Source organism: Glaciecola sp. MF2-115, assembly GCF_047250385.1.
Classification (GTDB): Bacteria; Pseudomonadota; Gammaproteobacteria; order Enterobacterales; family Alteromonadaceae; genus Glaciecola.
On record NZ_JBLBVM010000052.1, the window covers coordinates 47,863 to 71,976 of the forward strand.

At 42.3% G+C, this 24,114-nt stretch carries 25 protein-coding genes; 19 read left to right on the forward strand and 6 right to left on the reverse strand.

The genetic code is table 11. From position 1 onward, the window contains the following. Window positions 1-24: 24 nt before the first annotated feature. From recJ to ACKLNX_RS10455, 17 genes are all read left to right on the forward strand, one after another. Window positions 25-1,743, forward strand: coding sequence for a single-stranded-DNA-specific exonuclease RecJ (gene recJ / locus ACKLNX_RS10375; protein WP_412972311.1), 1,719 nt, complete (start codon window positions 25-27; stop codon window positions 1,741-1,743). A 129-nt stretch (window positions 1,744-1,872) separates the two neighbouring features. After that, on the forward strand, window positions 1,873-2,154 hold the full coding sequence (locus ACKLNX_RS10380; RefSeq protein WP_411695215.1) for a hypothetical protein: 282 nt from the start codon (window positions 1,873-1,875) through the stop codon (window positions 2,152-2,154). A 1-nt stretch (window position 2,155) separates the two neighbouring features. Beyond that, on the forward strand, window positions 2,156-2,878 hold the full coding sequence (gene recO, locus ACKLNX_RS10385) for a DNA repair protein RecO (protein ID WP_412972312.1): 723 nt from the start codon (window positions 2,156-2,158) through the stop codon (window positions 2,876-2,878). A 58-nt stretch (window positions 2,879-2,936) separates the two neighbouring features. Further along, window positions 2,937-3,677: a pyridoxine 5'-phosphate synthase gene (gene pdxJ, locus ACKLNX_RS10390; RefSeq protein WP_412972313.1), complete on the forward strand. Its 741-nt coding sequence runs from the start codon at window positions 2,937-2,939 to the stop codon at window positions 3,675-3,677. A 109-nt stretch (window positions 3,678-3,786) separates the two neighbouring features. Then, window positions 3,787-4,230, forward strand: coding sequence for a holo-ACP synthase (acpS, locus tag ACKLNX_RS10395; RefSeq protein ID WP_412972314.1), 444 nt, complete (start codon window positions 3,787-3,789; stop codon window positions 4,228-4,230). A 5-nt stretch (window positions 4,231-4,235) separates the two neighbouring features. Next, a complete protein-coding gene (gene rlmD, locus ACKLNX_RS10400) occupies window positions 4,236-5,705 on the forward strand; it encodes a 23S rRNA (uracil(1939)-C(5))-methyltransferase RlmD (protein ID WP_412972315.1) in 1,470 nt (489 codons plus the stop codon). 12 nt (window positions 5,706-5,717) lie between these two features. Continuing rightward, window positions 5,718-7,862: a GTP diphosphokinase gene (relA, locus tag ACKLNX_RS10405; RefSeq protein WP_412972316.1), complete on the forward strand. Its 2,145-nt coding sequence runs from the start codon at window positions 5,718-5,720 to the stop codon at window positions 7,860-7,862. A 1-nt stretch (window position 7,863) separates the two neighbouring features. Continuing rightward, entirely contained in the window at window positions 7,864-8,364 is a 501-nt protein-coding gene (locus tag ACKLNX_RS10410) for a MazG nucleotide pyrophosphohydrolase domain-containing protein (protein WP_412972317.1), read from the forward strand. An 89-nt stretch (window positions 8,365-8,453) separates the two neighbouring features. Further along, entirely contained in the window at window positions 8,454-9,170 is a 717-nt protein-coding gene (locus tag ACKLNX_RS10415) for a 2OG-Fe(II) oxygenase (protein WP_412972318.1), read from the forward strand. 65 nt (window positions 9,171-9,235) lie between these two features. Beyond that, window positions 9,236-9,382 (forward strand): diguanylate cyclase domain-containing protein, encoded by a 147-nt coding sequence (locus tag ACKLNX_RS10420; RefSeq protein ID WP_412972319.1) that lies wholly within the window; start codon window positions 9,236-9,238, stop codon window positions 9,380-9,382. A gap of 189 nt (window positions 9,383-9,571) precedes the next feature. After that, a complete protein-coding gene (gene rplM / locus ACKLNX_RS10425; protein WP_411695206.1) occupies window positions 9,572-10,000 on the forward strand; it encodes a 50S ribosomal protein L13 in 429 nt (142 codons plus the stop codon). Between the two features lie 12 nt (window positions 10,001-10,012). Next, the gene (gene rpsI / locus ACKLNX_RS10430) at window positions 10,013-10,405 is read left to right on the forward strand and encodes a 30S ribosomal protein S9 (RefSeq protein WP_411695205.1); all 393 of its coding nucleotides are present in this window, start codon (window positions 10,013-10,015) and stop codon (window positions 10,403-10,405) included. A gap of 319 nt (window positions 10,406-10,724) precedes the next feature. After that, on the forward strand, window positions 10,725-11,357 hold the full coding sequence (gene petA, locus ACKLNX_RS10435) for a ubiquinol-cytochrome c reductase iron-sulfur subunit (protein WP_411695204.1): 633 nt from the start codon (window positions 10,725-10,727) through the stop codon (window positions 11,355-11,357). Then, window positions 11,357-12,631, forward strand: coding sequence for a cytochrome b (locus ACKLNX_RS10440; protein WP_411695203.1), 1,275 nt, complete (start codon window positions 11,357-11,359; stop codon window positions 12,629-12,631). The genes petA and ACKLNX_RS10440 overlap by 1 nt, the downstream gene beginning before the upstream one ends. Beyond that, the gene (locus ACKLNX_RS10445) at window positions 12,628-13,362 is read left to right on the forward strand and encodes a cytochrome c1 (RefSeq protein WP_412972320.1); all 735 of its coding nucleotides are present in this window, start codon (window positions 12,628-12,630) and stop codon (window positions 13,360-13,362) included. Before ACKLNX_RS10440 ends, ACKLNX_RS10445 begins: the two co-directional genes overlap by 4 nt. 105 nt (window positions 13,363-13,467) lie before the next feature. Continuing rightward, window positions 13,468-14,100 (forward strand): stringent starvation protein SspA, encoded by a 633-nt coding sequence (sspA, locus tag ACKLNX_RS10450; protein ID WP_411695201.1) that lies wholly within the window; start codon window positions 13,468-13,470, stop codon window positions 14,098-14,100. A gap of 89 nt (window positions 14,101-14,189) precedes the next feature. Continuing rightward, window positions 14,190-14,633, forward strand: coding sequence for a ClpXP protease specificity-enhancing factor (locus ACKLNX_RS10455; RefSeq protein ID WP_412972321.1), 444 nt, complete (start codon window positions 14,190-14,192; stop codon window positions 14,631-14,633). Window positions 14,634-14,841: 208 nt separating this feature from the next. Here ACKLNX_RS10455 and ACKLNX_RS10460 read toward each other — a convergent pair whose 3' ends face one another. The 4 genes from ACKLNX_RS10460 to ACKLNX_RS10475 form a co-directional block, all read right to left on the reverse strand. Next, on the reverse strand, window positions 14,842-15,426 hold the full coding sequence (locus ACKLNX_RS10460; RefSeq protein WP_411695199.1) for a BON domain-containing protein: 585 nt from the start codon (window positions 15,424-15,426) through the stop codon (window positions 14,842-14,844). Between the two features lie 14 nt (window positions 15,427-15,440). Next, window positions 15,441-16,034 carry a phosphoheptose isomerase gene (locus ACKLNX_RS10465; protein ID WP_411695197.1) on the reverse strand — a complete coding sequence of 198 codons (594 nt, stop codon included), beginning with the start codon at window positions 16,032-16,034 and terminating at the stop codon, window positions 15,441-15,443. A gap of 76 nt (window positions 16,035-16,110) precedes the next feature. Continuing rightward, window positions 16,111-16,449 (reverse strand): YraN family protein, encoded by a 339-nt coding sequence (locus ACKLNX_RS10470; RefSeq protein ID WP_411695196.1) that lies wholly within the window; start codon window positions 16,447-16,449, stop codon window positions 16,111-16,113. Window positions 16,450-16,471: 22 nt separating this feature from the next. Continuing rightward, window positions 16,472-18,529 carry a penicillin-binding protein activator gene (locus ACKLNX_RS10475; protein WP_411695195.1) on the reverse strand — a complete coding sequence of 686 codons (2,058 nt, stop codon included), beginning with the start codon at window positions 18,527-18,529 and terminating at the stop codon, window positions 16,472-16,474. A 211-nt stretch (window positions 18,530-18,740) separates the two neighbouring features. On the opposite strand from ACKLNX_RS10475, the gene rsmI reads away from it, so the two are divergent. Beyond that, window positions 18,741-19,583, forward strand: coding sequence for a 16S rRNA (cytidine(1402)-2'-O)-methyltransferase (rsmI, locus tag ACKLNX_RS10480; RefSeq protein ID WP_412972322.1), 843 nt, complete (start codon window positions 18,741-18,743; stop codon window positions 19,581-19,583). Here rsmI and argR read toward each other — a convergent pair. Next, window positions 19,566-20,030 (reverse strand): transcriptional regulator ArgR, encoded by a 465-nt coding sequence (gene argR, locus ACKLNX_RS10485; RefSeq protein ID WP_411695191.1) that lies wholly within the window; start codon window positions 20,028-20,030, stop codon window positions 19,566-19,568. The genes rsmI and argR overlap by 18 nt on opposite strands. A 233-nt stretch (window positions 20,031-20,263) precedes the next feature. Here argR and mdh point away from each other — a divergent pair, with 233 nt between their 5' ends. Then, window positions 20,264-21,202, forward strand: a complete 939-nt coding sequence (mdh, locus tag ACKLNX_RS10490) for a malate dehydrogenase (protein ID WP_411695190.1) — start codon at window positions 20,264-20,266, stop codon at window positions 21,200-21,202. Between the two features lie 156 nt (window positions 21,203-21,358). On the opposite strand, the gene ppc is transcribed toward mdh, so the two are convergent. Then, entirely contained in the window at window positions 21,359-23,968 is a 2,610-nt protein-coding gene (gene ppc, locus ACKLNX_RS10495; protein ID WP_412972323.1) for a phosphoenolpyruvate carboxylase, read from the reverse strand. Window positions 23,969-24,114 lie beyond the last annotated feature (146 nt).

The window sequence follows — 24,114 nt, forward strand, 5'->3', positions numbered from 1 at the left end:
TTATTTCCATTGAGTAAGTCCGCTTTGCAGATACAACAACGCAATCCTATTTTATCCAAGCCTATCGACCCGCAGCTACCTCCATTGCTCGATAGGCTGTACAGAAACCGTGGCGTTACTGATGCAGCACAAATCCAAACTCAAATTAAAAAGCTACGTCACTATAATGAACTGAAAGGCATAGAGCATGCCGCATCATTGATTTGCGAAGCGATAAAACAAGAAAAAAATATTTGCATCATCGGTGACTTTGATGCCGATGGTGCAACCAGTACAGTAATCTGCATGCTGTCCTTAAAAGCATTTGGTCATCAAAATATAAATTATTTAGTACCCAACCGATTTGATTTTGGCTATGGCTTGAGCCCTCAAATTGTTGATGTTGCGCATGAGCAAAACGCACAGTTTATTATTACTGTCGACAACGGTATTTCCTGTGTTGAAGGTGTAGAACGCGCCAAAGCACTCGGAATGAAAGTCGTGGTTACTGATCATCACTTGCCCGGAAAATCGATACCGAAAGCCGATGCTATCGTTAATCCAAACCAAGTCGGTTGTGAGTTTTTATCTAAAAACTTAGCTGGTGTGGGAGTTGCCTTTTATGTGATGTTGGCGGTAAAAGCGCAGCTACAAGCAGAAGGGTGGTTTGCACATAAGAATATAGCGCTACCAAATTTAGCGAATTACCTAGACATCGTGGCATTGGGCACAGTGGCTGACGTTGTGCCTCTGGATGAGAATAATCGAGTACTGGTACATCAGGGTCTGCAGCGTATTCGAAGTGGCATTGCTCGCCCCGGTATAAAGGCAATACTTGAAGTGGCTTCAAGACCTTGTCATAAATTATCATCGACGGACCTAGGTTTTGTTTTAGGCCCTCGTCTGAATGCTGCAGGCAGGCTAGATGACATGTCATTAGGTATCGAGTGTTTGTTGGCAGAAGATCCTCAAATGGCGCGTCAAATGGCTGCGCGACTCGATGCCTTGAACTTAGAGCGTCGTGAAATTGAGTCATCTATGAAAGATGAGGCAGAGAATGCCCTGCAATTATTTATTGCAAAAGGGAATGAGCTACCCGCGGGTGTCGTTCTTTACCAAGAGGATTTCCATCAAGGCGTGATTGGTATCCTAGCTGGACGAATCAAAGAAAAGTACTATCGCCCTACCATTGTTTTTGCTCAACAAGATGAACACTCAATAAAAGGTTCAGCAAGATCGGTTCCTGGTGTTCACATTCGTGATTTGTTGGAAAGTATCAATACGCAGAGCCCAGGCTTGATAGACAAGTTCGGAGGTCACGCAATGGCGGCTGGGCTTAGTCTGCAAACTGAGCGATTGGAAGAATTTAAGATAGCATTTGAAAACGCAGTCGCCATAGCCACCCAAGGTTTACCCACTCAGAATTTGATATTGTCTGATGGTGCGCTTGCTAGCCACGAAATCAACATTGAGAATGCGACACTTTTAAAGCTTGCTGTTCCGTGGGGACAAACATTTGAAGAGCCCCTTTTTGACGGTGTTTTTAAGATGCGCAGCCAACGAATTGTAGGCAAGAATCACTTAAAAATGGTGGTTAGCACAGACGGCATCGAATTTGATGCAATTGCGTTTAATGTTGACTTAGCGCAATGGCCAAATTCTAAACTCCAACAAGTAAAACTCGCTTATAAGTTGGATATTAATGAATTTAGAGGGCAAATCAGTGTACAATTGCTCGTACAAGCGCTTGAAAGCGCCGACTGAGGCGTATTTGACGTAAATGAATAATTGAACGCAGCATCTTTTCATTTCCTGAGAGTACAATAAGAAACCAAGCCCTCATATCATGTTTTTAGATATGTTAGATGGGACAAGAAGAGGATTATTGAAACGATGGCACGAAAAACAGCTTTGCAAAAATTACTAGAAACTCACCCTAACTTGGTGCATTCGGAATTATGCAAAGTGACGTCACATGTTCAACGTGAGGAAGACGGATGGTACGTCAATACACTCATGATCGTTAATGCAGATGTCCCTTTTATTTTCAAGCGCCGCAAAAAGTATAAAAACCTGGAAGGTAGCGTAGTCAATTTAACTTATTATCCTGAAACAACAGAAATCGCCGGTATGGAATTTGAAACCATGAAGGTTGTTAGGATTAAAGTGAGCTAGCTTGAACAAAGACATTTACGATGGTTATGTTCTGCATCGGCGGCCCTATCGTGAGACGAGTCTTATTGTCGATTTCTTTACCTTACAAAATGGCAGGGTAAGTGCCGTAGCAAAAGGGGCGCGGGGTCCTAAGTCTGATAGGAAGAGTCTACTGCAGCCGCTCCAAGCAATAAACTTCGAATTGAGCGGACGCGGTACTTTACGGAATTTAGGCAGGATCGAATCGACATCCAAGTCTTTTGTCCTCTCACAGCAAAGTCTTTTTTGTGTTTTTTATTTGAATGAAATACTTAACAGAGCTTTACCTGAATCGGAAGTATTCACTCGCTTATTTAAACAATACGAATTGGCGCTCAGTTCGCTTCAACACTTTTCAAAAACGCCGTGCGAACTGGCAGATATTGAGCCGATTCTGAGAAGCTTTGAATTTGTCTTGTTAGAAGAATTGGGGTATTTACCCGACTTTACATATGACTCACAAAGCGAATCTGAGATAATGTCTGACAAGAGTTATTCGCTGATGAACGAAATTGGGTTTGTCGCCTGTGATCCGCATCAATCATTTGCAATCAAAGGCCAAGATATTCTAGCTATTGCAAATGATGACTGGCAAGCAGACTCGCTAAGAGCAGCAAAAAAGATAAGTCGAATAGCATTACGACCCATATTGGGTGATAAACCGATTAAAAGCCGTGAACTTTTTAGTAGTAAAGTGACTACTTAACAGCAGTAAAACAAAACATTTTTTCGCTCAGCCGACTCGGCAATCTTAGGAGAGTTTAGTGCAAGATATACTATTAGGTGTCAACATTGACCATATTGCGACCCTTCGCAATGCAAGAGGTACAAAATATCCGAACCCGGTTCATGCTGCAGATGTTGCAGAAAGAGCAGGGGCTGATGGCATCACCATTCATTTGAGAGAAGACCGCAGACACATTAAAGACCAAGATGTCTTTTTGCTAAAAGAAACCATCAACACACGCATGAATCTCGAAATGGCAGTTACAGATGAGATGTTAGCAATTGCCGCGAAAGTGTTACCAGAGTTTTGCTGTTTAGTTCCTGAAAAAAGGGAAGAGCTTACGACTGAAGGTGGTTTGGATGTAGCAGGGAACCTATCCAAAATGAAAGCAGCATGCGCACAACTAGCTGCGCAAAATACCTTAGCCTCGCTGTTCATTGATGCTGATGCAAGGCAAATTGAAGCGGCTGTGGCATCAGGGGCTCCTTACATTGAAATTCATACAGGCCAATATGCTGAAGCAAAAACCGAAGCAGAAGCAGAACTTGAGCTGGCGAAATTGGTCAAGGGTATCGAATACGCGCACAAACTAGGCTTAAAAGTGAACGCTGGTCATGGGCTGCATTATCACAACGTGAAGCCTATAGCGGCAATACCGCAGTTAATTGAGTTAAATATAGGACACAGCATCATCGCTCGCGCCGCATTCGACGGTCTTGATAAGGCTGTAAGAGATATGCGACTACTGATGCAAGAAGCCAGGATTGCACATCAATAGGCTGTTACATACAACGTTTACATATCGAGCTTGTAAAAAGCCGTACGTGTTTCATGCACGTTATACTTAACTTAAAATTTTGTAAGATCATCAATGAAAGGAGTGGATAATGCCCATCGTCGGGATCGGAACAGATATCGTTGAAATTGCTAGGTTGCAAGCAAGTGTGCTCCGATCAGAGTCAATGGCGAAGCGGATATTGACACCCAATGAATATCAGGATTATTTAGCATTGACAGATTTGCCAAGGATTAGGCCTAAAGAGAAACCAGATGTCGACAATAACGAGAGTACCACAATCAGCCCCCAGGCACGTTTCTTAGCAAAACGATTTGCGGCAAAAGAAGCGGCAGTGAAGGCGATAGGAAATGGTATTGGTAACGGAGTCAGTTGGCAGCACCTCGAAGTTGCTCATCATCCGACAGGTCAACCGTACTTGATCGCAAATGGCCATCTTGAAGCCTTGTTTAAGGAAAAAGGGGTTAATCACACCCATGTTTCTATTTCAGATGAAAAGCAATATGCAACTGCCACCGTCATACTAGAGAGCTAATTGTCATGGCTCAATTTTTCAAAGCAAAGAAGCAGTCATCTTCTCGACATCAACGAAATGCTAAACAAGAGGTTTTAGAGAAGATTGACATTGCGGTAGACGTGATTGATCACCAAGGTAACGGTATCTGTTTATCGCATAAACCTATTGTCGTGATTCCCGCAGCGATACCCGGTGAGCAATACCGAGTACAAATTTTGTCAAAGAAACAAAAAGTTTGGCATGCAAAAATTCTAAAAGTTCTGCAAGCGCATGAAACGGCTCGCGTTAAACCATTTTGTCCCTATGTAAGTGACTGCGGTGGATGTTCACATCAGGCTTTTCTTGCAGACTACTTAATAGAGTCTAAACAGGCGAGTTTGGAAAAATATCTGAGTAAGGTGATATCTCCAGCACGATTGAAAAACAGTGTTTGGGAGGACGTCGTAAAATCGGATATCAATGATAAGCGAGGTGAAAGCAGAAACTCCTCGAATTCTCCTGAGCAAGGGCAAGCAAAGGAAAGTGGCCTGTATGCTTATCGTCGAAGAGCTCGGATTGCCATTGATGCGCGAAATTCAAGTGATATTAAAGTGGGTTTTCGACAAGAAAAGTCGAATAAAGTAGTCGATATTCCAGCATGCGCGGTGTTATCAACGCCCTTACAAGTTGTATACGAAAAACTAGTTCGCCTAATCAAAGCGTTGCCAAGTGCGTCGTCTATTGGCCATATCACGTTGACCCAAGGTTCAGAGAAAGCACAGGTTTGTTTGCACTTAGTTAAAGGTTTAGATACAGAGTCGGTAGCTATGCTAATTGCCGCTCAGAATGAGCATGGCTCACAGTACATGGTTGAGACAAAGGGCGGCAAGCTAAGGAATGTGCTGGCGTTGGATACTGATTCACAGAACCATGACCTAGCCAGTGCTTCCAACTTTACTATTTCGGATGACCCATCCTTAAAACTATCCGTGACTGCAAACAACTTTATACAAGTTAATCAGCATCTAAATCAAAAGATGTTAGAGCTAGCTCAGGCTTGGTTAGCACCATCAGAAAACGACGTTGTTGTCGATCTGTTCTCCGGTATAGGCAACTTTTCGCTTTATTTAGCTGCCCACTGTAAAGAAGTGATTGGGGTTGAAGGTGTGGCTGAAATGGTGCAACAAGCCAATGCAAATGCACAACTAAATAGCATTGAAAACTGCCGCTTTGAACACTATGACCTAAATAACCTATCCTCGTTACCATCATTGATGATACCCAAAGACGCTTTAATCATTGTCGATCCTTCTAGGGTCGGTGCATTGGAGATAATGAAAGTGATGTCGACATTGAAGCCAAGAAAAATATTGTATGTTTCTTGCAACCCCACTAGTTTTGCAAGAGATGTTGACGTACTACCAAGTAATTACGGCATAGTGAAAATGAGAGCCCTTGATATGTTTCCATTCACGAAGCATATTGAGATGATAGCCTTGATAAGCTCACAGTAGAGTTAAAAACACATGGTATCGATAAGAAGTGTACATAAAGCGAGTCGACCCAGTTTCAGTGAATGGTTGGCGGATTTAGACGTTCCTCAAAAAACGAAAGACAAGCTCAGTCAAATTTCCGATAGACCAGATGAACTTCTCATTGGTCAGGAGATGGTGGAGATTCTCCATGAGCTGCACATGGACGATGAAACGCTTCAAGCGGCACTTGTTTATCCCTATTGCCAAATTAAGAAACTTTCTGAAGAACAAATAGAAGAGCAGTTTGGTGCAGAAATAAAAGAGCTGATATTAGGCGTCCGACGCATGGACGCAATTAAAACTCTGCAATCGCGCACGCGCCAAGACGAAAGCCATATCAATAATCTTCGTAGAATGCTGTTGAGCATGGTCGAGGATGTGAGAGCCGTTGTGATTAAAATGGCTGAGCGTATTTGCACGCTGCATGCAGTAAAAGATGCTGATGAGGAGCAGCGGGTAATTGTTGCTCACGAATGTGCCACTATTTACGCGCCTTTAGCGAATCGACTCGGTATAGGTCAACTTAAGTGGGAGCTTGAAGATCTCTCATTTCGGTATTTACACCCAATTACTTACATGCGCATTGCTAAAATGCTGGATGAAAAACGCCTCGATCGCGAACAGTATATAATTGATATTGTTAAAAAATTACAGGGCTTGCTCGATCAAGAGCAAATCAAAGCAGAGGTAATTGGCAGACCTAAGCATATCTATAGTATATGGAAGAAAATGCAGAAGAAGCAGCTTTCATTTGAAGAGCTGTTTGATATTAGAGCACTACGCATCGTCGCTGAACGCTTACAGGATTGTTATGCGGCATTAGGCACAGTCCATACAACTTGGAAGCATATTCCAAGCGAGTTTGACGATTACATAGCCACACCCAAACAGAATGGTTACCAGAGTATACACACCGTGATTGTTGGGCCTGAGGGCAAAGCAGTAGAGATTCAAATTAGAACCCAACAAATGCATCAAGATGCCGAGCTAGGTGTGGCTGCTCATTGGAAATATAAAGAAGGTACGACGGGCAAAGCGGCGGGCTCAGAAGAACGTTTGAATTGGCTGAGAAAGATTCTGCAATGGCAGGAGGAAATGGCTGAGTCAGGAAACTTGGTAGAAGAGCTTCGAAGCCAAGTTTTCGATGATAGGGTTTACGTCTTTACGCCAAAAGGCGATGTGATTGATTTGCCTCTCGGTTCTACACCACTCGATTTTGCGTATTACGTACATAGCAACGTAGGGCATCGTTGCAATGGAGCGAAAGTAAATAAGCGCATTGTACCGTTCACTTACAAGTTACAAAGCGGCGATCAAGTTGAGGTTCTAACGGGTAAGAACCCATCGCCGAGCCGAGACTGGATGCATCCCGGTTTAGGTTATGTTCATTCTGCCCGCGCTAGAGCAACGATCCATTCTTATTTCAAAAAACAAGATAAAGAGAAGAATGCTGAAGCTGGCAAAGAAATGCTAGAGCGAGAACTGTCTAAGTTTGACTTGCCAATCAAGCTAGCTGCCGATGCTATAGAAAAGTTCAATGCAAAATCGGTTGAGGATTTATTTTCTGCGATAGGCGGCGGTGATACTAGAGTCATGACGGTGACCAACTACTTGTTGCAGAAGCATGCTCCAGCGCCAGAGCCCGCAGAGATCCCGATAAAACCTCGTCGAGCGAAAGCTCGCTCAGGCAAAGAGCCGATTATTGCAGAAGGGGTCGGCAACCTGCTAAGTCAGATAGCTAAATGTTGTCAGCCAGTGGCGGGTGAGGCCATTCTAGGTTACATCACGCAAGGTAAAGGCGTCAGCGTACATAAAGAAAATTGTAATCAATTGGCTAATTTACTAGAGCAACATCCAGAAAGACAAATTGAAGTGTCTTGGGCATTGGAAAATAAAACCAGCTTCCAGACCGAACTTAATGTTTACTGTACAGACCGCACGGGGATTTTGCGCGATATTACAACGGTGTTATCGAATGAAAAAGTAGGCCTCCTAGGTGTAAATAGCTTAAGCAATAAGTCGCACAAATCGGCTCAAATTAAACTAACTGTGGAAGTCACGGATGCAGAGAACTTAGCTCGTGTTATTGATAAATTAAAACAATTACCTGATATCAATGATATAGGCAGAAATTGATATGACGACAAAAAACTCATCGTCAAGTTATTCAGTTTCAAATGGTTCAGTGCCAAATGACTCATTGTCACCTCATTCATTACCAAGCAATAACCCGTTGCACGCATCAGGTATACAAGAAAGTGCATTAAATTCCTCGTTAGAGATTCAGTTAAAGTGTGCTGAACTCGGCTTTGATTGGCCAGAAGTCACGCCAGTTTTTGATAAGGTTCTGGAAGAGCTTGATGAAATTAAAGCCGAGGTACAAGCTCCTGTGCACACCCAAGAAAAAATAGAAGATGAGATAGGTGATTTGCTTTTTGCCGCCGTCAATTTAGCTCGTCATCTAAAGGTGCATCCAGAAGTCGCACTTCAAAAAGCTAACGAAAAATTCACTCAACGCTTTGCGCTAGTTGAACGTTTTGCTGACAGCGATAACCTTGAACTTAATAAGATGAGCTTAGACGCATTGGAAGTGCTCTGGTCAAAGGCAAAAAGCACCTTAAGTGACGAGAAGAAATAAGTACAAAAGGCCGCTTGGATTATTCCAGCTATATTATTTTCCTTGGTTTTTATTATACTACCCATAATTCATTGGCCTACTGGAATCTTATGACCGTCCCTATCACTATAAACCCTAAACACGATCCTCTTGAACTTAGCGCGCAATTACAAAAGCATGGTCGATTGCAGGTAGCGAATTTTTTTAGTGAAGAAACGGCTGACTATTTATATCGCTTATTGCAAGAGAATAAGCAATGGCACTTAGCCTACAATCAAGGTGATAACTACTACGAAAGTGCATTGGCTGAATTTCAGAACCTTCCACCGCAGAAGAAACAAGGATTTATGAATGGCATATTTTCCGGCGCACGAGATCACTTTCAGTATGTATTCTTGCAATATTACATAACACAAGCGATTGAACTGAAAGAGAATCAAGGCCATCCCATGCACGCAATGCATGATTTTGTGAATACTGAAGAGACGCTTAATTTCATGCGTACTCTTACTCAAGAACCAAAAATCCGTAAAGCCGATGCTTATGCTTCTAGTTATTCTCCAGGGCATTTTTTAACGGAGCATGACGATAGGCATAGCAAACATGATCGTGTAGCTGCTTATGTTGTTAGCATGACAAAAGGCTGGAATAAAAATTGGGGAGGCCACCTCGCTTTTTATGATGAGGTGGGCAACATTAAAGAAGCCTTTGTACCTAGCTTTAATACATTGAATATATTTTTGATACCACAATCCCATGCTGTTCAGCAGGTGGCCCCTTTTGCTGGTCACGCTCGCACTAGCTATTTAGGTTGGTTGCATCGTTAATGGCTAGGAATAAATAAATGCTTCGGTTCCTATCATCGATTCGTAAAAAATTGAGCGAAATCTGATTGATAAGCTATACAGAGCTAAATGTTACTATGAGCTTTGGATTAGTAGATGTTAATGGCTCTGAAAATCTAGATGATTTAGTTAAACGTGCAGGCGAGCTTTTGTATAAAGCAAAAGATGCAGGAAGAAATAACGTTCAAACATAGAAAAAGTCAGAAAACACTTCGCTTTTTCGTCAAACTCTGTATAATTCGCGACCTGCCCAGTTGCACCCACCTTTGGGAAGGTGGTAGATTGACCAGCTCGAAGGGGCTAACAGGTTGATATAATTACACTTTGAGCAGAAAATGCTGCTTGACAGTGAACTATAACTGAATTATTTGGGTGATGAATAGATGAAAACTTTTGTTGCAAAGCCAGAAAGCGTAGAACGCGACTGGTATGTGGTTGACGCCGCAGACAAAACTTTAGGCCGTTTGGCCTCACAGATCGCGCTAAGATTGCGCGGTAAGCATAAGCCAGAGTACACACCACATGTGGACACTGGTGATTACATTATTGTAATCAATGCAGATAAAATTACGGTAACAGGAAACAAAGCGTTAGGTAAAATTTACTACGCTCACTCTGGTTATCCAGGTGGCTTGAAAGAAGCAACTTTCGAACAGCTTATTCAAAAGAATCCAGAAATGGTAATTGAGAAAGCGGTTAAAGGTATGCTTCCAAAAGGCCCACTAGGTCGTGCAATGTTCCGCAAAATGAAAGTTTTTGCAGGTCCAGAGCATACGCATGCTGCACAACAGCCACAATCACTGGACATTTAAGGAGCGAGCAAAATGGCAGATACTCAATACTACGGCACTGGCCGTCGCAAAAGCTCAACAGCTCGCGTTTTTATTCGTCCGGGCACAGGTAACATTACTGTAAACCAACGTCCACTAGACGTTTTCTTCGGTCGCGAAACAGCACGAATGATTGTTAGACAACCATTAGAGCTAGTTGAAATGACAGAGAAGTTTGACTTGTACGTAACCGTTTCTGGCGGTGGTATCAGTGGTCAAGCTGGTGCAATTCGTCACGGTATCACTCGCGCTCTTATGGAGTTCGATGAAACTTTACGCCCTGCACTTCGCAAAGCTGGTTTCGTTACTCGTGATGCTCGTAAAGTTGAACGTAAGAAAGTGGGTCTACACAAAGCGCGTAAGCGTCCACAATTCTCAAAACGTTAATACTTTTTGCAAATTTATTAAAAACCCAGCTTCGGCTGGGTTTTTTATTTCCGCCGAAAATCTCATTCTTACGAAAATTTACAGTTAATATTTCGACAAATTTAAGTCATGTGAAGAAATCTTGACTCATTAGCGCAAAAACAAGCAAATTATCGTACTAAATCCTTGTGTTTGTTAAGGGTTTTCTTTTAACATATGCTGTTAATAATAATCGATCGTTTCCGATTAGAAATACCAGTTTAATCTTGAATATTTAAAAGCCATTATTGAACTCGAATTTGTGATTTGAAACCTGTCTTTCCAACCCGGAGAAAAGTTGATGAGCGATGTATCAGTAGATACCAATGAATCAGCAACAAATAACGAACAGCCTAAAAGCAGCGATCGCCGCAAATTTTTGACTGTTGGTACATGTGTTGTTGGTGCGGTTGGTGCTGTAGGTGCTGCAGTCCCTTTTGTTGCCTCTTGGCAGCCAAGTGCAAAAGCCAAGGCGGCTGGTGCAGATGTTGAAGTTGATATCAGTGCAATCCAGCCAGGGCAAATGATTCGAGTCAAATGGCGTAGTAAGCCTGTTTGGATCGTGCGCAGAACACCTGAACTATTAGCTAGCCTGAGTGCTCATGAAGATGAATTACGTGATCCTAATTCAGAAGCTGAACAGCAACCTCTTTTTGCTCAAAACCAGTATCGCTCACTTAAGTCTGAGTATTTGGTCCTTGTTGGAATTTGTACCCATTTAGGTTGTTCGCCACAGCATTTAGCTGATGGTAGTTTCGAGCAATACGCTGAAGGCGTTGCAGAAGGATTCTTCTGCCCATGTCATGGTTCTAAGTTTGATATGGCTGGACGAGTTTTCCAAGGTGTTCCGGCGCCTTTGAACCTAGTTGTTCCGCCTTACCAATATGTCGACGATAATACGATTATTATCGGCTCAGAAGCGGAGGCTGTGTAATGAACGCACTAAACGCACTATTGGGCTGGGTTGAAGCGCGAATTCCTATGATGCGCGTTGCAAATATGCACGCTATTCAATACCCCGCACCGAAGAACATGAACTTTTGGTACATATTTGGTTTCCTAGCCACAATCGTACTGGTAAACCAAATCCTCACGGGTATTTGGTTAACAATGAATTTCGTACCTTCAGCAGAGGGAGCTTTCGCTTCTGTTGAATACATCATGCGTGAAATCGACTACGGTTGGACGATACGTTACATGCACAGTACCGGTGCTTCAGCCTTCTTTATCGTTGTGTATTTACACATGTTTAGAGGGATGATGTACGGTTCTTATCAAAAACCACGCGAGCTATTGTGGGTTTTCGGCATGCTAATTTACTTGGCGCTTATGGCTGAAGCCTTCATGGGTTATGTATTGCCTTGGGGTCAAATGTCTTATTGGGGAGCTCAAGTAATTGTATCCCTATTTAGTGCTATCCCAGTTATTGGACCGGATTTAGTCGAATGGATTCAGGGTGATTATGTTATCTCTGGGGCTACTCTAAATAGATTCTTCGCCTTGCACGTTATCGCCTTACCTTTGGTTATCGTTATCCTAGTCTTCTTGCACATTATCTCATTGCACGAAGTGGGCTCTAATAACCCAGACGGTGTAAACATTAAGCACAAGAAAGGTTCGCTATCTGAAGAAGAGAAAACGTCTTATAAAATCCATGAATATTACACTGATAAGTACGACATTATCGACGACGTAGTACCATTCTTTCCACATATCGTCCTCAAAGATCTCGTGGCATTTAGTGTGTTCTTGTTTGGTTTCTGCTACATCATGTTCTTTATGCCTGAAATGGGAGGTTACTTCCTTGAGCATCCGAACTTTGAAATTGCAAACCCGTATAAAACACCTCAGCACATCTTCCCTGTGTGGTATTTCACGCCTTTCTATGCAATTTTGAAAGCTGTACCTGATAAGTTGTTTGGTGTATTAACCATGTTCGGCGCAATCGCTGTTCTGTTCGCACTACCTTGGGTAGACCGTGGTTCAGTGAGATCTTGGCGTTACAGATGCGGTCTGCATAAAGTAAACTTACTTGTGTTTGCTGCTGTGTTTATTTTCTTAGGATACCTAGGTGGTACACCGCAAGAAAACTGGAAGATTGTTGCTTCACAAATACTTACTATTATGTATTTTGGTTTCTTTGTTTTACTTTGGATTTACTCAGGTAAAGAAAAAACTAAGCCAGTACCTGCGAGGATCACACTATGAAAAAATGGTTAGCAATTTTACTGTTAGTGCCGACATTCGTATTTGCAGCAGGCGGCGGTTATCCAAATGATCACGCTGATATTGATCTAACAGATCAAGCATCTTTGCAGCGTGGCGCTCAAACATTTATGAATTACTGTTTAGGTTGTCACCAAATGCAGTACCAACGTTATCAACGTACGTTTGAAGATATTGGTGTTCCACTAGAGTTAGGTGATAAGTATCTACGTTTTACTGGTGAAAAAGTCAGTGACTATATTACTTCAACAATGCCTGCTGAAGCAGCTGCGACTTGGTTTGGCGCTCCACCACCAGACCTAACGCTTGTTTCAAGGGTTCGTGGAACTGATTGGTTGTATACTTACTTACGTACATTTTACGTAGATGAAAGTAAAACCTTTGGCGTAAATAACTTAACATTCCCAAATGTTGGTATGCCACATGTATTACAAGGTTTGCAAGGTACGCCACGATTAGCGACAGAAATGACAATGATCGATGGTGAAATGGTAGAGCAAAGTGTTGGTTTACGCACCGATGGTGATGGTAAATTAACGCCTGAAGAATATGACCAGACTATTTTGGATTTGGTTAACTTTCTGGCATACACTGGCGAACCGTCAAGATTACAATCGGAAGCTATTGGTAAAGGTGTGTTAATCTTTATTCTTATCTTCTTCGTTTTTGTATACTTGCTTAAGAAGGATTACTGGAAAGACGTTAAAAAATAACGACTTACCTTTAGTGATAAAATAAAAGGGGCAGTGCGCCCCTTTTAGTGTTTTTAATGTATTTTTTTTGCAATTCTCTTTTCGGAGGAGAATTCGGAGGTTTTAATGGCTGTAGCCACGAACAAACGTTCAATAATGACGTTGTTTTCTGACAATATTGATATTTATAGTCACCAAGTACGCATCGTATTGGCGGAAAAAGGTGTCGGCGTAGAAATTAGCTATATTGACCCAACTCAACTTAGCGAAGATCTATTGGAACTGAACCCTTACGGCACAGTACCAACGCTTGTTGACAGAGAACTCGTACTGTATAAATCTCATATTATTATGGAATATTTAGATGAGCGCTTCCCGCACCCTCCATTGATGCCGGTATATCCAGTATCTCGTGGTGAAAGCCGTCTAATGATGCATCGCATAGAGCACGATTGGTATGCCTTAGCTGCTAAAATATTCCGCAATGAACCAGGCGCTGAAGAAGCTCGTAATGAATTACGTGAATCTCTGCTCGCTTTAGGTCCAATATTCGCTGAGAAGCCTTACTTTATGAGTGATGAGTTTAGTTTAGTTGATTGCTATTTAGCGCCATTACTCTGGCGTTTACCGGCACTAAACATCACATTGAATGGTGCGGGTAGTAAAGACGTTGTTGCTTATATGAATCGCATTTTTGAAAGAGGTTCTTTCAAGGCTTCCTTGACTGACCAAGAGCGCGAAATTCATAATCCGCTATAAGTCTACTTTCGGCATGGCCCAGTTCTCTGCGCCATGCCAAGCTCCTACCATAGTTACGTTTTACTTTTGATCCTAACAAGAGAACGCTAATGGATAATATGACCAGTAACCAGCCTTATTTGCTCCGTGCTTTTTGCGATTGGATAGTTGATAACGGACTCACTCCTTATATCGTTGTAGAAGCTGAACTACCTGGTGTAGAAGTACCAAGACAGTTCGTAAAAGACGGGCAAATTGTGCTAAATATTTCACCTAGTGCTTGCGTTAACTTGAATGTTGGACTTGAAGGTGTCGCCTTTCAAGCTCGATTCTCAGGTCAACCAATGCAAGTGTTTGTGCCTAGTATCGCAGTAAGTGCCATATATGCGCGTGAAAACGGTGCAGGGACGGTATTTACTCATACACCAGAAGAAGTGGCAGCATATGAGAAGTCCACGCAAAAGCCCTCAGGCTTGTCTTCCGTGGAATCAAATACGACAAGTAAAAAAGATGAAAGCAAATCTAAAAGACCAAGCTTGAAAGTGATTAAATAGCTTTCACAGTTTATTCAGCCTACTTCAGGTTATTAACAACGCTTTTAAAGACAGACGCAAAATAAGAAAAGGGCAAGGTTTAAAAAACTTTGCCCTTTTCGTTTTTACTGTGCTATCCAGTAATACGTTGAAATAAAGGTGCTTTCTTTACGTCAGCTTAATCTAGGAGGGGACATACAAATCAATCAAAGGTCGAAGATAACTAAAACTAGGGGATAAGCTCCATCACCCTAATTACCTTCGTCACGCCCTCAACATTTCTAGCGGCTTCTACGGCGGCAGCCGCTTCTTGTTTTGTTAATAAGCCCATGATGAACACTTCACTATCCTCAACAACAAGGTCGAGCTTAAAAAGTGGAATGTTCTCATCCGCCAACATGATTGTTTTAATTTTAGAGGCTAACCAAACATCATTCATCGTTGATGTCGCTGGAATCGGATTACCTAGCCTAACTTGATTATGTACCTTTAATACGTTTTGTACTTTTACCGCTTTTTCCTCAACATCCACTATCATTGTTTGCAGAGGCGCTTGCCCCGTCAACAGCACTTGTCCATTGTAGACATCAACACTTACTGCAGCCTCATCTTTTACATTGGGTATAGTGTTGATGGCACTTCTGACTCGACTTTGTGTTGTCTTATCATCGATCTGAGTACCAACGGTACGTCTATCAGTAGCTGAAGTTGTTGCCGCTGCGCCAACCGTGCCAACGGCAATAGCTGCGCATCCAGTTTGCATAAACGCAACGAAGATAATGATTATCGAGACGATTTTTCCTTTGCTAAGCATAAATCCTTCTTCTTTTATTCTGATTCACTGAGTGGGAAAAGTGCATTGTCGATTGACTCGCACAAATTATGGATAACTAGTAAGTGTACTTCTTGGATTCTCGCAGTGCGTGAGGATGGTACTCTAATTTCCACATCATTTTCGCCGAAGAAACCCGCCATTTCACCACCGTCTTTGCCAGTTAGGGCGACGATAGTCATGTCTCGTGCCAAGGCCGCTTCCATAGCATTGATCACGTTGCGGCTATTTCCGCTAGTTGAAATAGCTAAGAGGATGTCACCAGGTTGTCCTAAAGCTTTTATTTGCTTCGAGAATATTTCATCGTAGCTATAATCGTTGGCGATTGATGTAATTGTTGAGGTATCAGTGGTTAAGGCCATAGCCGGCAAAGAAGGGCGGTCGCGTTCATAACGATTCAGAAGCTCAGATGAAAAATGTTGAGCATCACCAGCGGAACCGCCATTACCGCAGCTTAGGATTTTGTTACCTCTGATTAAGGCTTGAACCATCATGTTCGCCGCTTTCTCAATGGGAACAGGCAGAACTTCAGAAGCTGCAATTTTCGTCTGAATACTTTCGGTAAAACTCTTTTTAATATTATCCAGCATTTAATGCCCCTTAAGTCGTTTTCTTAGTGTTGTTATCTGCTTATCTAGCTAATCGTTTCTAATGAAACGATTTCTACTATACGTTTTGAATCCAGTTTACCTGCTCGCCGTCTATTGCTACAACATCTAATCTAAAATTTGTGTGATGAGGATTCAGTTTCTTTTGTAACAAATAATAATTTATGACTCTTTCGAGCTTTCTTCGTTTACTTACAGTGAAATGCTCGGCAGCACTGCCATGACTATTCGATGATCGAAACTTTACTTCTACAAAGACTAATTGTTGCTCATCTAACATGATCAGATCTATCTCTCCGACCTTTGCTTTATAGTTTTGTTCCACAAATTGAAGTGAATTGGCAAGTAAGTAGTTTTTTGCCTGCAGCTCAGCGTCATGGCCAATTAGGCTGGCCATGAATTGATGGGAAACCACCGCCTTAAAAACCGCCCACTTGCGTTATAGAATCATTTTCTATTACTGCACTTGGAAGGCTTCGCGTCACTTGCCGGGCTGAGTTTACGCTTAGTTTACCTGATAAACCTTTGAGGTCGGTATGACTAAAGTAGGCGAGTTGTTGCATTTGTTCTGAGAACTGAAATGCATCATAACCAAACGCGAACAAACGTAAAAATGAACTAGGAGGTTCATTCCAACTTAAATCAACTAACTTTGCGAGTTCACTATTTCTTTGCTTAGGCATTAAAAAGGGCATATCAACAAAAACAAGGTTGCGTAAATCTCGAATACTGTTCTTATTAAGCTGGTGTTGATAGCTATACGACGTCGCAAAAACTGGAATTGTGCGCTCGGTAAACAAACTAATGCTTGCTTCAATAATAGGGTTTAACAGCTCGACTTGCTGCGGTAAGGCAAAAACAACGAAGGCATCTACATCACGCCTGTTGCGAGTCACACTGTGCACAGTTTCTGTCGTTAAACTCGACATCTGGCGAATTCTTCTTTGGCTTTGTAATACGTCTAAGGCAGCGGTAATGCCAATCCTTAAACCTTTATTATCAGAAAATGTCACTATCTTAGGTGGAGTAATGTCGTCAATACCATTTAAGGCTATCCAGTGTTGGTTGAAAGAATCAATCATACGTCGGCTAACAGAGGAGTCATTACTAATAATGATTGGGGTGCGAACTCCGCGCTTTTTCATTAAGTTGGCTAATTGTATTGCCTCGTCTTCTGGCGCTAATGCGAAATAGACTTTCGCTGTTTCCCTTGCATCAACTGCAGCGCTAGAGTTCTCTGAGCTTGGTTCAGTACTTCCGTCAATGATCCCGCTCAACTCTTCTTCCAAATTGGCAATAGCAAGGTCATCAGAATTTATTGAATCTGCTTTATCAATTTGTTTAGACGAGGCAGAAAGGCGATTTAAATAAACCATCATGGACTCAGGCAAATTGAAGCTCTTAACCTTAGTGACATGATCGCGCAATAACGGCCCTATCACTATGTCAAATTCCATCAAGCCTTCAGGCGTAATTTTGTCACTGACAAATGCGTTATTTTCAGAACCCGTATCTAAAAAGGTAATGTTAGGAATCACTTGCCCAGGGTTATTCTTGTTTATATTTTCAAGTTTCGCGAAGTAAGCCGCCATAATCCCCTGTTTAATCGCATCTCCCTGAACTTGGACACGTCCACTTAAGGGCAAAAGTACTGCGATATTGCGAACCTCTTTCAGCTTTTGATCCAGGTAACCACGAACCCCTTCAGGAAGACTTACTGAAATTGGGTGCGTAGGATATTGTTGCTGCCAATACTGAATCGCCTGTTGCCTGCTAGAGTCAGTGAGGTTTTCGTCTTCAAGGATGTTTGCTAGGGATGAATAAGCGCGCATAAATTCAGAGCTTCGACCTAAAGTGTTCTGAGTTGATTTAGAAGACTTTAAAAACCATTTCCACAGCAATTGCTCTTGTTGTTGATTGAGTGGGCTATCGGCTCTTAATTGTTGGCTGAGAACGTTAGTCGCTAAATCCCAACGTTCATGTAAAGCTGCCAAATGTGCAATGAGCACTTCTTTCCTAGAGATTAAAGGGTCGGCAGTGATTGAGGCTAACCATCCGATCATTGTATCGATAGGAGTTGGAATTAATTCATTACTTAAGCCCGATGCGTAGTGTTGAATAAGCACACACTCAGCTTTAAGTAGTGATGAATATTGTTGTTGAAGTGGATCCTCTAAAAAGGGTTCAATGTTCGCGATAATGATATCGGCTCTGCCACATTCGCCACCCGTTTGAAAATCTTGAGCCGCGGCTAATAACAAAGCGTTTCGTTGGTTGATATCACGATTCTTCAACCACTCAGACTCAGCCTTTTTTAAAGCAAGTTCAGCATTATTTAGAGTGACTTCTTTAGTGGGCTTACTCTCTTTTTCGACAGGCTTTTTATCCACAACTTTGGGTTGGCTGGCACAACTAGCCAAAAACACCAAAATGAATATGACACTTAAATAAGTCCGTAGATTGAAAATTCCGTTCACAAGCGCTCTCAAATAACTAATATAGTGATAGTTTACTCATGCTCAGCCAAATATCTATCAACTTTATTATATTCTGTCCTAAAGTAGGTTTATAAAGTGTAAAAGCGAAAGCCGAAAGTAGTGTAATATTGTCGTTATCTTGGTTTCTTGTGAATTGAATCGCAATTAGCCACAACCTTATATATTTATTTTAAAAAGAAAAATACAGATTATGACCACATCCGGTACCTTATTTATTGTTCCGACTCCCATTGGCAATTTGTCAGATCTCAGTGCGCGTGCCCTAGCCGTATTAAATGAGGTAGATCTTATCGCCGCTGAAGATACGCGACACACATCACGGCTGCTTTCTCACTATTCAATTAGTACATCGACAATTTCAATGCACGATCATAATGAAGCTGCACGTTCGAATCAGTTGACCTCAAAACTACTCGAAGGCCAAAATATTGCTTTAGTATCTGATGCAGGCACGCCACTCATCAGTGACCCTGGCTTTATATTTGTACGTGACTGTCGTGAAAAGGGCATTCCAGTGATTGCCTTGCCAGGACCGTGCGCGCTTACAACCGCCTTGAGTGCGTCGGGCTTGCCCACAGATAAATTCACGTTTCATGGCTTTTTACCAGTTAAACAGCAAGCTAAAGCTGAGGTACTAAAGTCCTTAACTAATTCAGGATGTACGACCGTTTTCTACGAAGCTCCTAGACGGATACGCGATACTGTTGCTGCTTGTTATGAAAACCTACAAGAAGATCATGAGTTAGTATTAGCAAAAGAAATCAGTAAAACCTTCGAAACTTATAAGCAAGGCAAAGCCGAAGAAATTTTAGCTTGGCTGGAAGCAGATCCCGTTCATCAAAAGGGTGAGTTCGTTTTGATGATCTATTGTCCAAATAACTTGCAAAGTGATGGGGCATCGCAGGAAGCGCTTTCTTTATTGGCTTTGTTGGCTAAAGAGTTACCGCTTAAAAAAGCAGCTGCTATCACAGCTGCACATTATGGTCTTAAAAAGAATGCACTTTACGCTATTGGTTTAGACACTCTCAAATAGGTCTTCAACACGTTGGCGAAGCTCTTCAATTTCGGTAATGTCTGCAGGTGCTATGAAAATGGTGTCATCTCCTGCGATTGTGCCGAGAACGCCATCAGTATGACTCAATGAATCGAGTAGTCGTGCGATCAATTGTGCGGCGCCGGGGCTGGTTCTAATAATCACCATGACATTGTTATGCACAATATCCAACACTAATTGTTTAAGCGGACTTTTTGCGGTTGGCATACCCAACTCTGGAGGCAGACAGTACACCATCTCGCCACGAGCGTTTCGCGTGCGAACAGCGCCAAATTTACTGAGCATGCGTGATACTTTGGATTGACTAATATTGTCAAAACCAGCCTCTTTCAAGGCATTAACAATTTCACCCTGTGAACCATAACTTTCGGTTTTTAAAAGCTCTTTAAATGATTTAATTAGGGCGTCTTGTTTGTTTGATGACATATTAATGAAAGCCTATTTTATGATGACTGCGTATTTTGCATCAGAGGGGGTATTTTCGCAAACGATTGTACTAGAATTATGTTGGTAAAATGTAATTGTTGTTAACATGCTGTGACGGTAAGGGTAAAAACACGGATAAAAACAAGGATAAGACTATCGGGTGATTGAGATCTGAGCGTATTTAGATTATTGTGACGCCCGCAAATAAAAGCTTTAATTAACAGGAGAATCTTATGAAGGTAGCTGTATTAGGCGCCGCTGGTGGTATTGGTCAAGCATTATCATTATTACTAAAAACACAATTACCTGCTGGCTCTGAGCTAGCTTTGTATGACGTTGCACCAGTTGTTCCAGGTGTTGCTGTTGATTTAAGCCATATACCAACTGATGTTGCTGTTTCTGGTCATGGTAAAGATGAACTAGCTGACGCATTAACAGGTTGTGACATTGTATTAATTCCTGCTGGCGTTCCAAGAAAGCCAGGCATGGACCGTTCTGATTTGTTCAATATCAACGCAGGCATCATTAAAAATCTTGTTGAAGCCATTGCTGACAACTGTCCAAAAGCGTGCATTGGCGTTATCACTAACCCAGTAAACACGACGGTTGCTATCGCTGCAGAAACGCTGAAAGCGAAAGGCGTTTACGACAAAAACAAATTGTTTGGTGTAACAACATTAGATGTTATCCGAGCAGAAACGTTTGTCGCTGAGCTGAAAGGCTTGAGCACAACAGATGTTCACGTTCCAGTTATTGGTGGCCACTCAGGTACAACTATTCTTCCACTTCTTTCACAGGTTGACGGCGTAAGCTTCACTGATGAAGAAGTCGCATCGCTAACAACACGCATTCAGAATGCAGGTACAGAAGTTGTTGAAGCGAAAGCGGGCGGCGGATCTGCAACATTGTCTATGGGTCAAGCGGCTGCACGTTTCTGCTTATCACTAGTAGCGGCAATGCAAGGCGAAGCTGTTATCGAATACACTTATGTTCAAGTAGATGGTTCTGACGATGCTGAATTCTTTGCGCACCCTGTGCGTTTAGGCAAAAACGGCGTTGAAGAAATTCTACCATACGGCGATTTAAGTGATTTTGAAGAAAATGCTAAGAACGCAATGCTTGATGGATTACGTGGCGATATCAAACTAGGTGTTGATTTCGTAAACGCGTAAACGTCAACGTTTTTTAGCGCTGTGAAGTATAAGCGGTGCTAAGGACATATAAATAGATTAAGCCGACTGAACTGATATAAAGTGTTGTCGGCTTTTTTATGCGTATTAAAAAGGCCGCTAAGATAGCGGCCTGATAAACAAAGATAAAAAGCTTAGTTAGCCTGTATTACGCAAACCAATCGCTATACCTGTAATCGTCACCATCATTGCTCTTTCAAGCGTAGCAATGTCATTGTCACTGTAACTAGACGAGCCCTCTTTACGAATTCGATCAAGTAGTTCAATTTGCAAGTAGTGCAATGGTTCTAAATAACCGCCTCGGATCTCCATCGACAATTTGCCATGCGGGTCATCTTCCATCATGTCGGTATGATCCAGAATGCGCAAAATTGAGGCAATACTGTCTTTCAGTTCAGCACGCAAACCTTCACCAAAGTGTTTTAGGTTGTCAGGCACTAGTCGCGCATCATAAGCGGCACTAATGTGAGGTTCTGCTTTCTTAAACACCATATCCAGCATTGATAGTCTGGAGTTAAAGAAAGGCCAGTTACTGATCATATCTTGAACAACGTCATCTTTATCTTCACTAATGACGCTTTCGACGGCTTTCATCACGCCCAACCACGAAGGCAACACCATACGTGTTTGCGCCCAGGCAAAAATCCATGGGATAGCCCGCAAACTCTCAATGCCTCCGCTTGGGTTACGTTTAGCCGGTCTACTGCCCAATGGCAACTTACCTAACTCTTGCTCAGGCGTTGCGACTCTGAAGTAAGGTACAAACTCAGGATCTTCTCTTACTACGCCACGATAATTATCGCGTGCTTTTCCAGCCATTTTAGTGATAGTTTCGCGCCACTCTGACCTAGGCGCTGGCGGCGGAGACAACATCGCTTCAACAACAGCGGCCGCGTAAATAGAAAGACTACGCTTAGCAAGTTGAGGCATGCCAAATTTATAACGTATTGTTTCGCCTTGCTCTGTTACACGGAATCCGCCGGTTAATGAGCCAGGCGGTTGTGAATGAATCGCAGCTTTAGCGGGCAAACCACCACGACCAATTGTGCCTCCGCGACCATGGAATAGAGTAAGCGTTACTGACTTTTCTGCAGCTAATGCCACTAGCGCTTCTTGTGATTCATACTGAGCCCAACCTGCAGCCAGTGAACCAGCATCTTTAGCGGAATCAGAGTAACCAATCATCACATACTGACGACCATCGATGTAGCCTCTATACCAATCGATATCTAACAAGCTACGCATAACGGCAGGAGAGTTATTTAAATCATCAAGTGTTTCAAATAATGGGGCCACAGGCATAGGCCAGCTGACACCGGCTTCTTTCAATAGTAATTGAACCGCCATAACATCTGAGGCTTTTCGTGCCATAGAGATAATATAAATACCGAAGCTTTCTTTGCTATGGCGAGCAATGACATCGCAGGTCTTTAGCACTTCTTGAACGTCGTCACTTGGTTGCCAAGTTCTTGGAATGAGTGGACGTTTTGAGCTTAATTCTCTTAGCAAAAATGCCTGTTTGTCTTCTTCACTCCACTGCGCATAATCACCTAGGCCTAGATAAAGTGTCAGTTCACTGAAAACATCGGCATGTCTATCGGAATCTTGGCGAATATCAAGCTTCAACAAATTAACGCCAAAGCTGTGCACTCTTCGAATGGTATCTTTCAAAGCACCTTCAGCGATAACGCCCATACCGCACTCATGCAAAGATTCATAGCACGCTAATAGTGGCGTCAATAGCTCATCGTTGCTATTTACCCACTCTTCAATCGGAATCAGATCATCTCGTGTTTGTTCTAACTTTTCTCTAATGTCCTTTAACACGGCTCGGTAGGGTTCTTTTGCATCGCCGACTAGGTCGCGCAGATGTGCGTTGCAGTCGTTCATGGATAATTCGATATACAATGCATCTAAATCCAAAGCGAACAATTTTGCAGCTCGGCGTCGAGCGCGCATCAAGACCTCTTCTGTAACGGTAGAGGTGACGAATGGGTTTCCATCTCGATCGCCGCCCATCCACGAACCAAATTGAACGGTTTTTGCATCAAGAGGTAAGGTAATATCAAATTCGTCTTTCAAGTAGTCTTCAAGTTCACGGAAGAATTCAGGAACGGCTTCCCATAAAGAGTTTTCAATAACCGAAAAGCCCCAGCGAGCTTCATCAACAGGTGTTGGTCGAACCGAGCGAATTTCTTCGGTGTGCCATGCTTGGCTGATCAACGCTGCGATACGCGTTTTAATTTTAGCGCTATCTCTTTCGCTCAAACCGCTAGTGTGAAGGGCTTGTAATTGAGAGGCCAACTCTCTGTGTTTATGTATTAAAGTTCGACGAGTTACTTCTGTAGGGTGGGCAGTTAACACTAGGTCGATATTTAAATTTTGAATAGCAGCTTGAACTTTATCTTTGTCGGCGCCTATGGCCTTAATTTTCTCAAGAGAGTTTGCCAAAGATTCATCTCTTTGATTTGCGCTGTTGTATTCTTGTTCAGCAATATTAGCGAGGTTCAAGAACTGAGCAAATGCACGGCCTATGGTTAGCAGCGATTGATTGTCTAAACTTGAAAATAAGGCGGTAAGGCGGTCGGTACATTGTGTTTCATTCGCGTATGAGTCACGACCGTCTTGTCTGATTTGCTCTATTTTTTGTAACCATTCACTGCCTAATTCAGCCTCAATAGTTTCACCAAGTGTTGCACCTAGGTAACGAACTGTGTCCTTTAATTGTGCATCGAGCGAATCATTCATATATCCAGTTATCCTTAAATTAAAACGATATTTACAAGATACTGCTCATTTTGCCTAAAGTCTAATTCTAAGATTTATAAGTTAATCTTAGTTAGCATAAGCCGCGAATTTTAAAGCTTTTGAGAATGTGTTATTCTGTGCGCGAA

Bases quoted from the DNA above. Each gene is read 5' to 3' on its own strand.
- ACKLNX_RS10380 (WP_411695215.1), top strand. From the start codon at position 1,873: ATGGCACGAAAAACAGCTTTGCAAAAATTACTAGAAACTCACCCTAAC.
- acpS (WP_412972314.1), top strand. From the start codon at position 3,787: ATGCCCATCGTCGGGATCGGAACAGATATCGTTGAAATTGCTAGGTTG.
- rlmD (WP_412972315.1), top strand. From the start codon at position 4,236: ATGGCTCAATTTTTCAAAGCAAAGAAGCAGTCATCTTCTCGACATCAA.
- relA (WP_412972316.1), top strand. From the start codon at position 5,718: ATGGTATCGATAAGAAGTGTACATAAAGCGAGTCGACCCAGTTTCAGT.
- ACKLNX_RS10410 (WP_412972317.1), top strand. From the start codon at position 7,864: ATGACGACAAAAAACTCATCGTCAAGTTATTCAGTTTCAAATGGTTCA.
- ACKLNX_RS10415 (WP_412972318.1), top strand. From the start codon at position 8,454: ATGACCGTCCCTATCACTATAAACCCTAAACACGATCCTCTTGAACTT.
- rplM (WP_411695206.1), top strand. From the start codon at position 9,572: ATGAAAACTTTTGTTGCAAAGCCAGAAAGCGTAGAACGCGACTGGTAT.
- rpsI (WP_411695205.1), top strand. From the start codon at position 10,013: ATGGCAGATACTCAATACTACGGCACTGGCCGTCGCAAAAGCTCAACA.
- petA (WP_411695204.1), top strand. From the start codon at position 10,725: ATGAGCGATGTATCAGTAGATACCAATGAATCAGCAACAAATAACGAA.
- ACKLNX_RS10440 (WP_411695203.1), top strand. From the start codon at position 11,357: ATGAACGCACTAAACGCACTATTGGGCTGGGTTGAAGCGCGAATTCCT.
- ACKLNX_RS10445 (WP_412972320.1), top strand. From the start codon at position 12,628: ATGAAAAAATGGTTAGCAATTTTACTGTTAGTGCCGACATTCGTATTT.
- sspA (WP_411695201.1), top strand. From the start codon at position 13,468: ATGGCTGTAGCCACGAACAAACGTTCAATAATGACGTTGTTTTCTGAC.
- ACKLNX_RS10455 (WP_412972321.1), top strand. From the start codon at position 14,190: ATGGATAATATGACCAGTAACCAGCCTTATTTGCTCCGTGCTTTTTGC.
- ACKLNX_RS10460 (WP_411695199.1), bottom strand. From the start codon at position 15,426: ATGCTTAGCAAAGGAAAAATCGTCTCGATAATCATTATCTTCGTTGCG.
- ACKLNX_RS10465 (WP_411695197.1), bottom strand. From the start codon at position 16,034: ATGCTGGATAATATTAAAAAGAGTTTTACCGAAAGTATTCAGACGAAA.
- ACKLNX_RS10470 (WP_411695196.1), bottom strand. From the start codon at position 16,449: ATGGCCAGCCTAATTGGCCATGACGCTGAGCTGCAGGCAAAAAACTAC.
- rsmI (WP_412972322.1), top strand. From the start codon at position 18,741: ATGACCACATCCGGTACCTTATTTATTGTTCCGACTCCCATTGGCAAT.
- argR (WP_411695191.1), bottom strand. From the start codon at position 20,030: ATGTCATCAAACAAACAAGACGCCCTAATTAAATCATTTAAAGAGCTT.
- mdh (WP_411695190.1), top strand. From the start codon at position 20,264: ATGAAGGTAGCTGTATTAGGCGCCGCTGGTGGTATTGGTCAAGCATTA.
- ppc (WP_412972323.1), bottom strand. From the start codon at position 23,968: ATGAATGATTCGCTCGATGCACAATTAAAGGACACAGTTCGTTACCTA.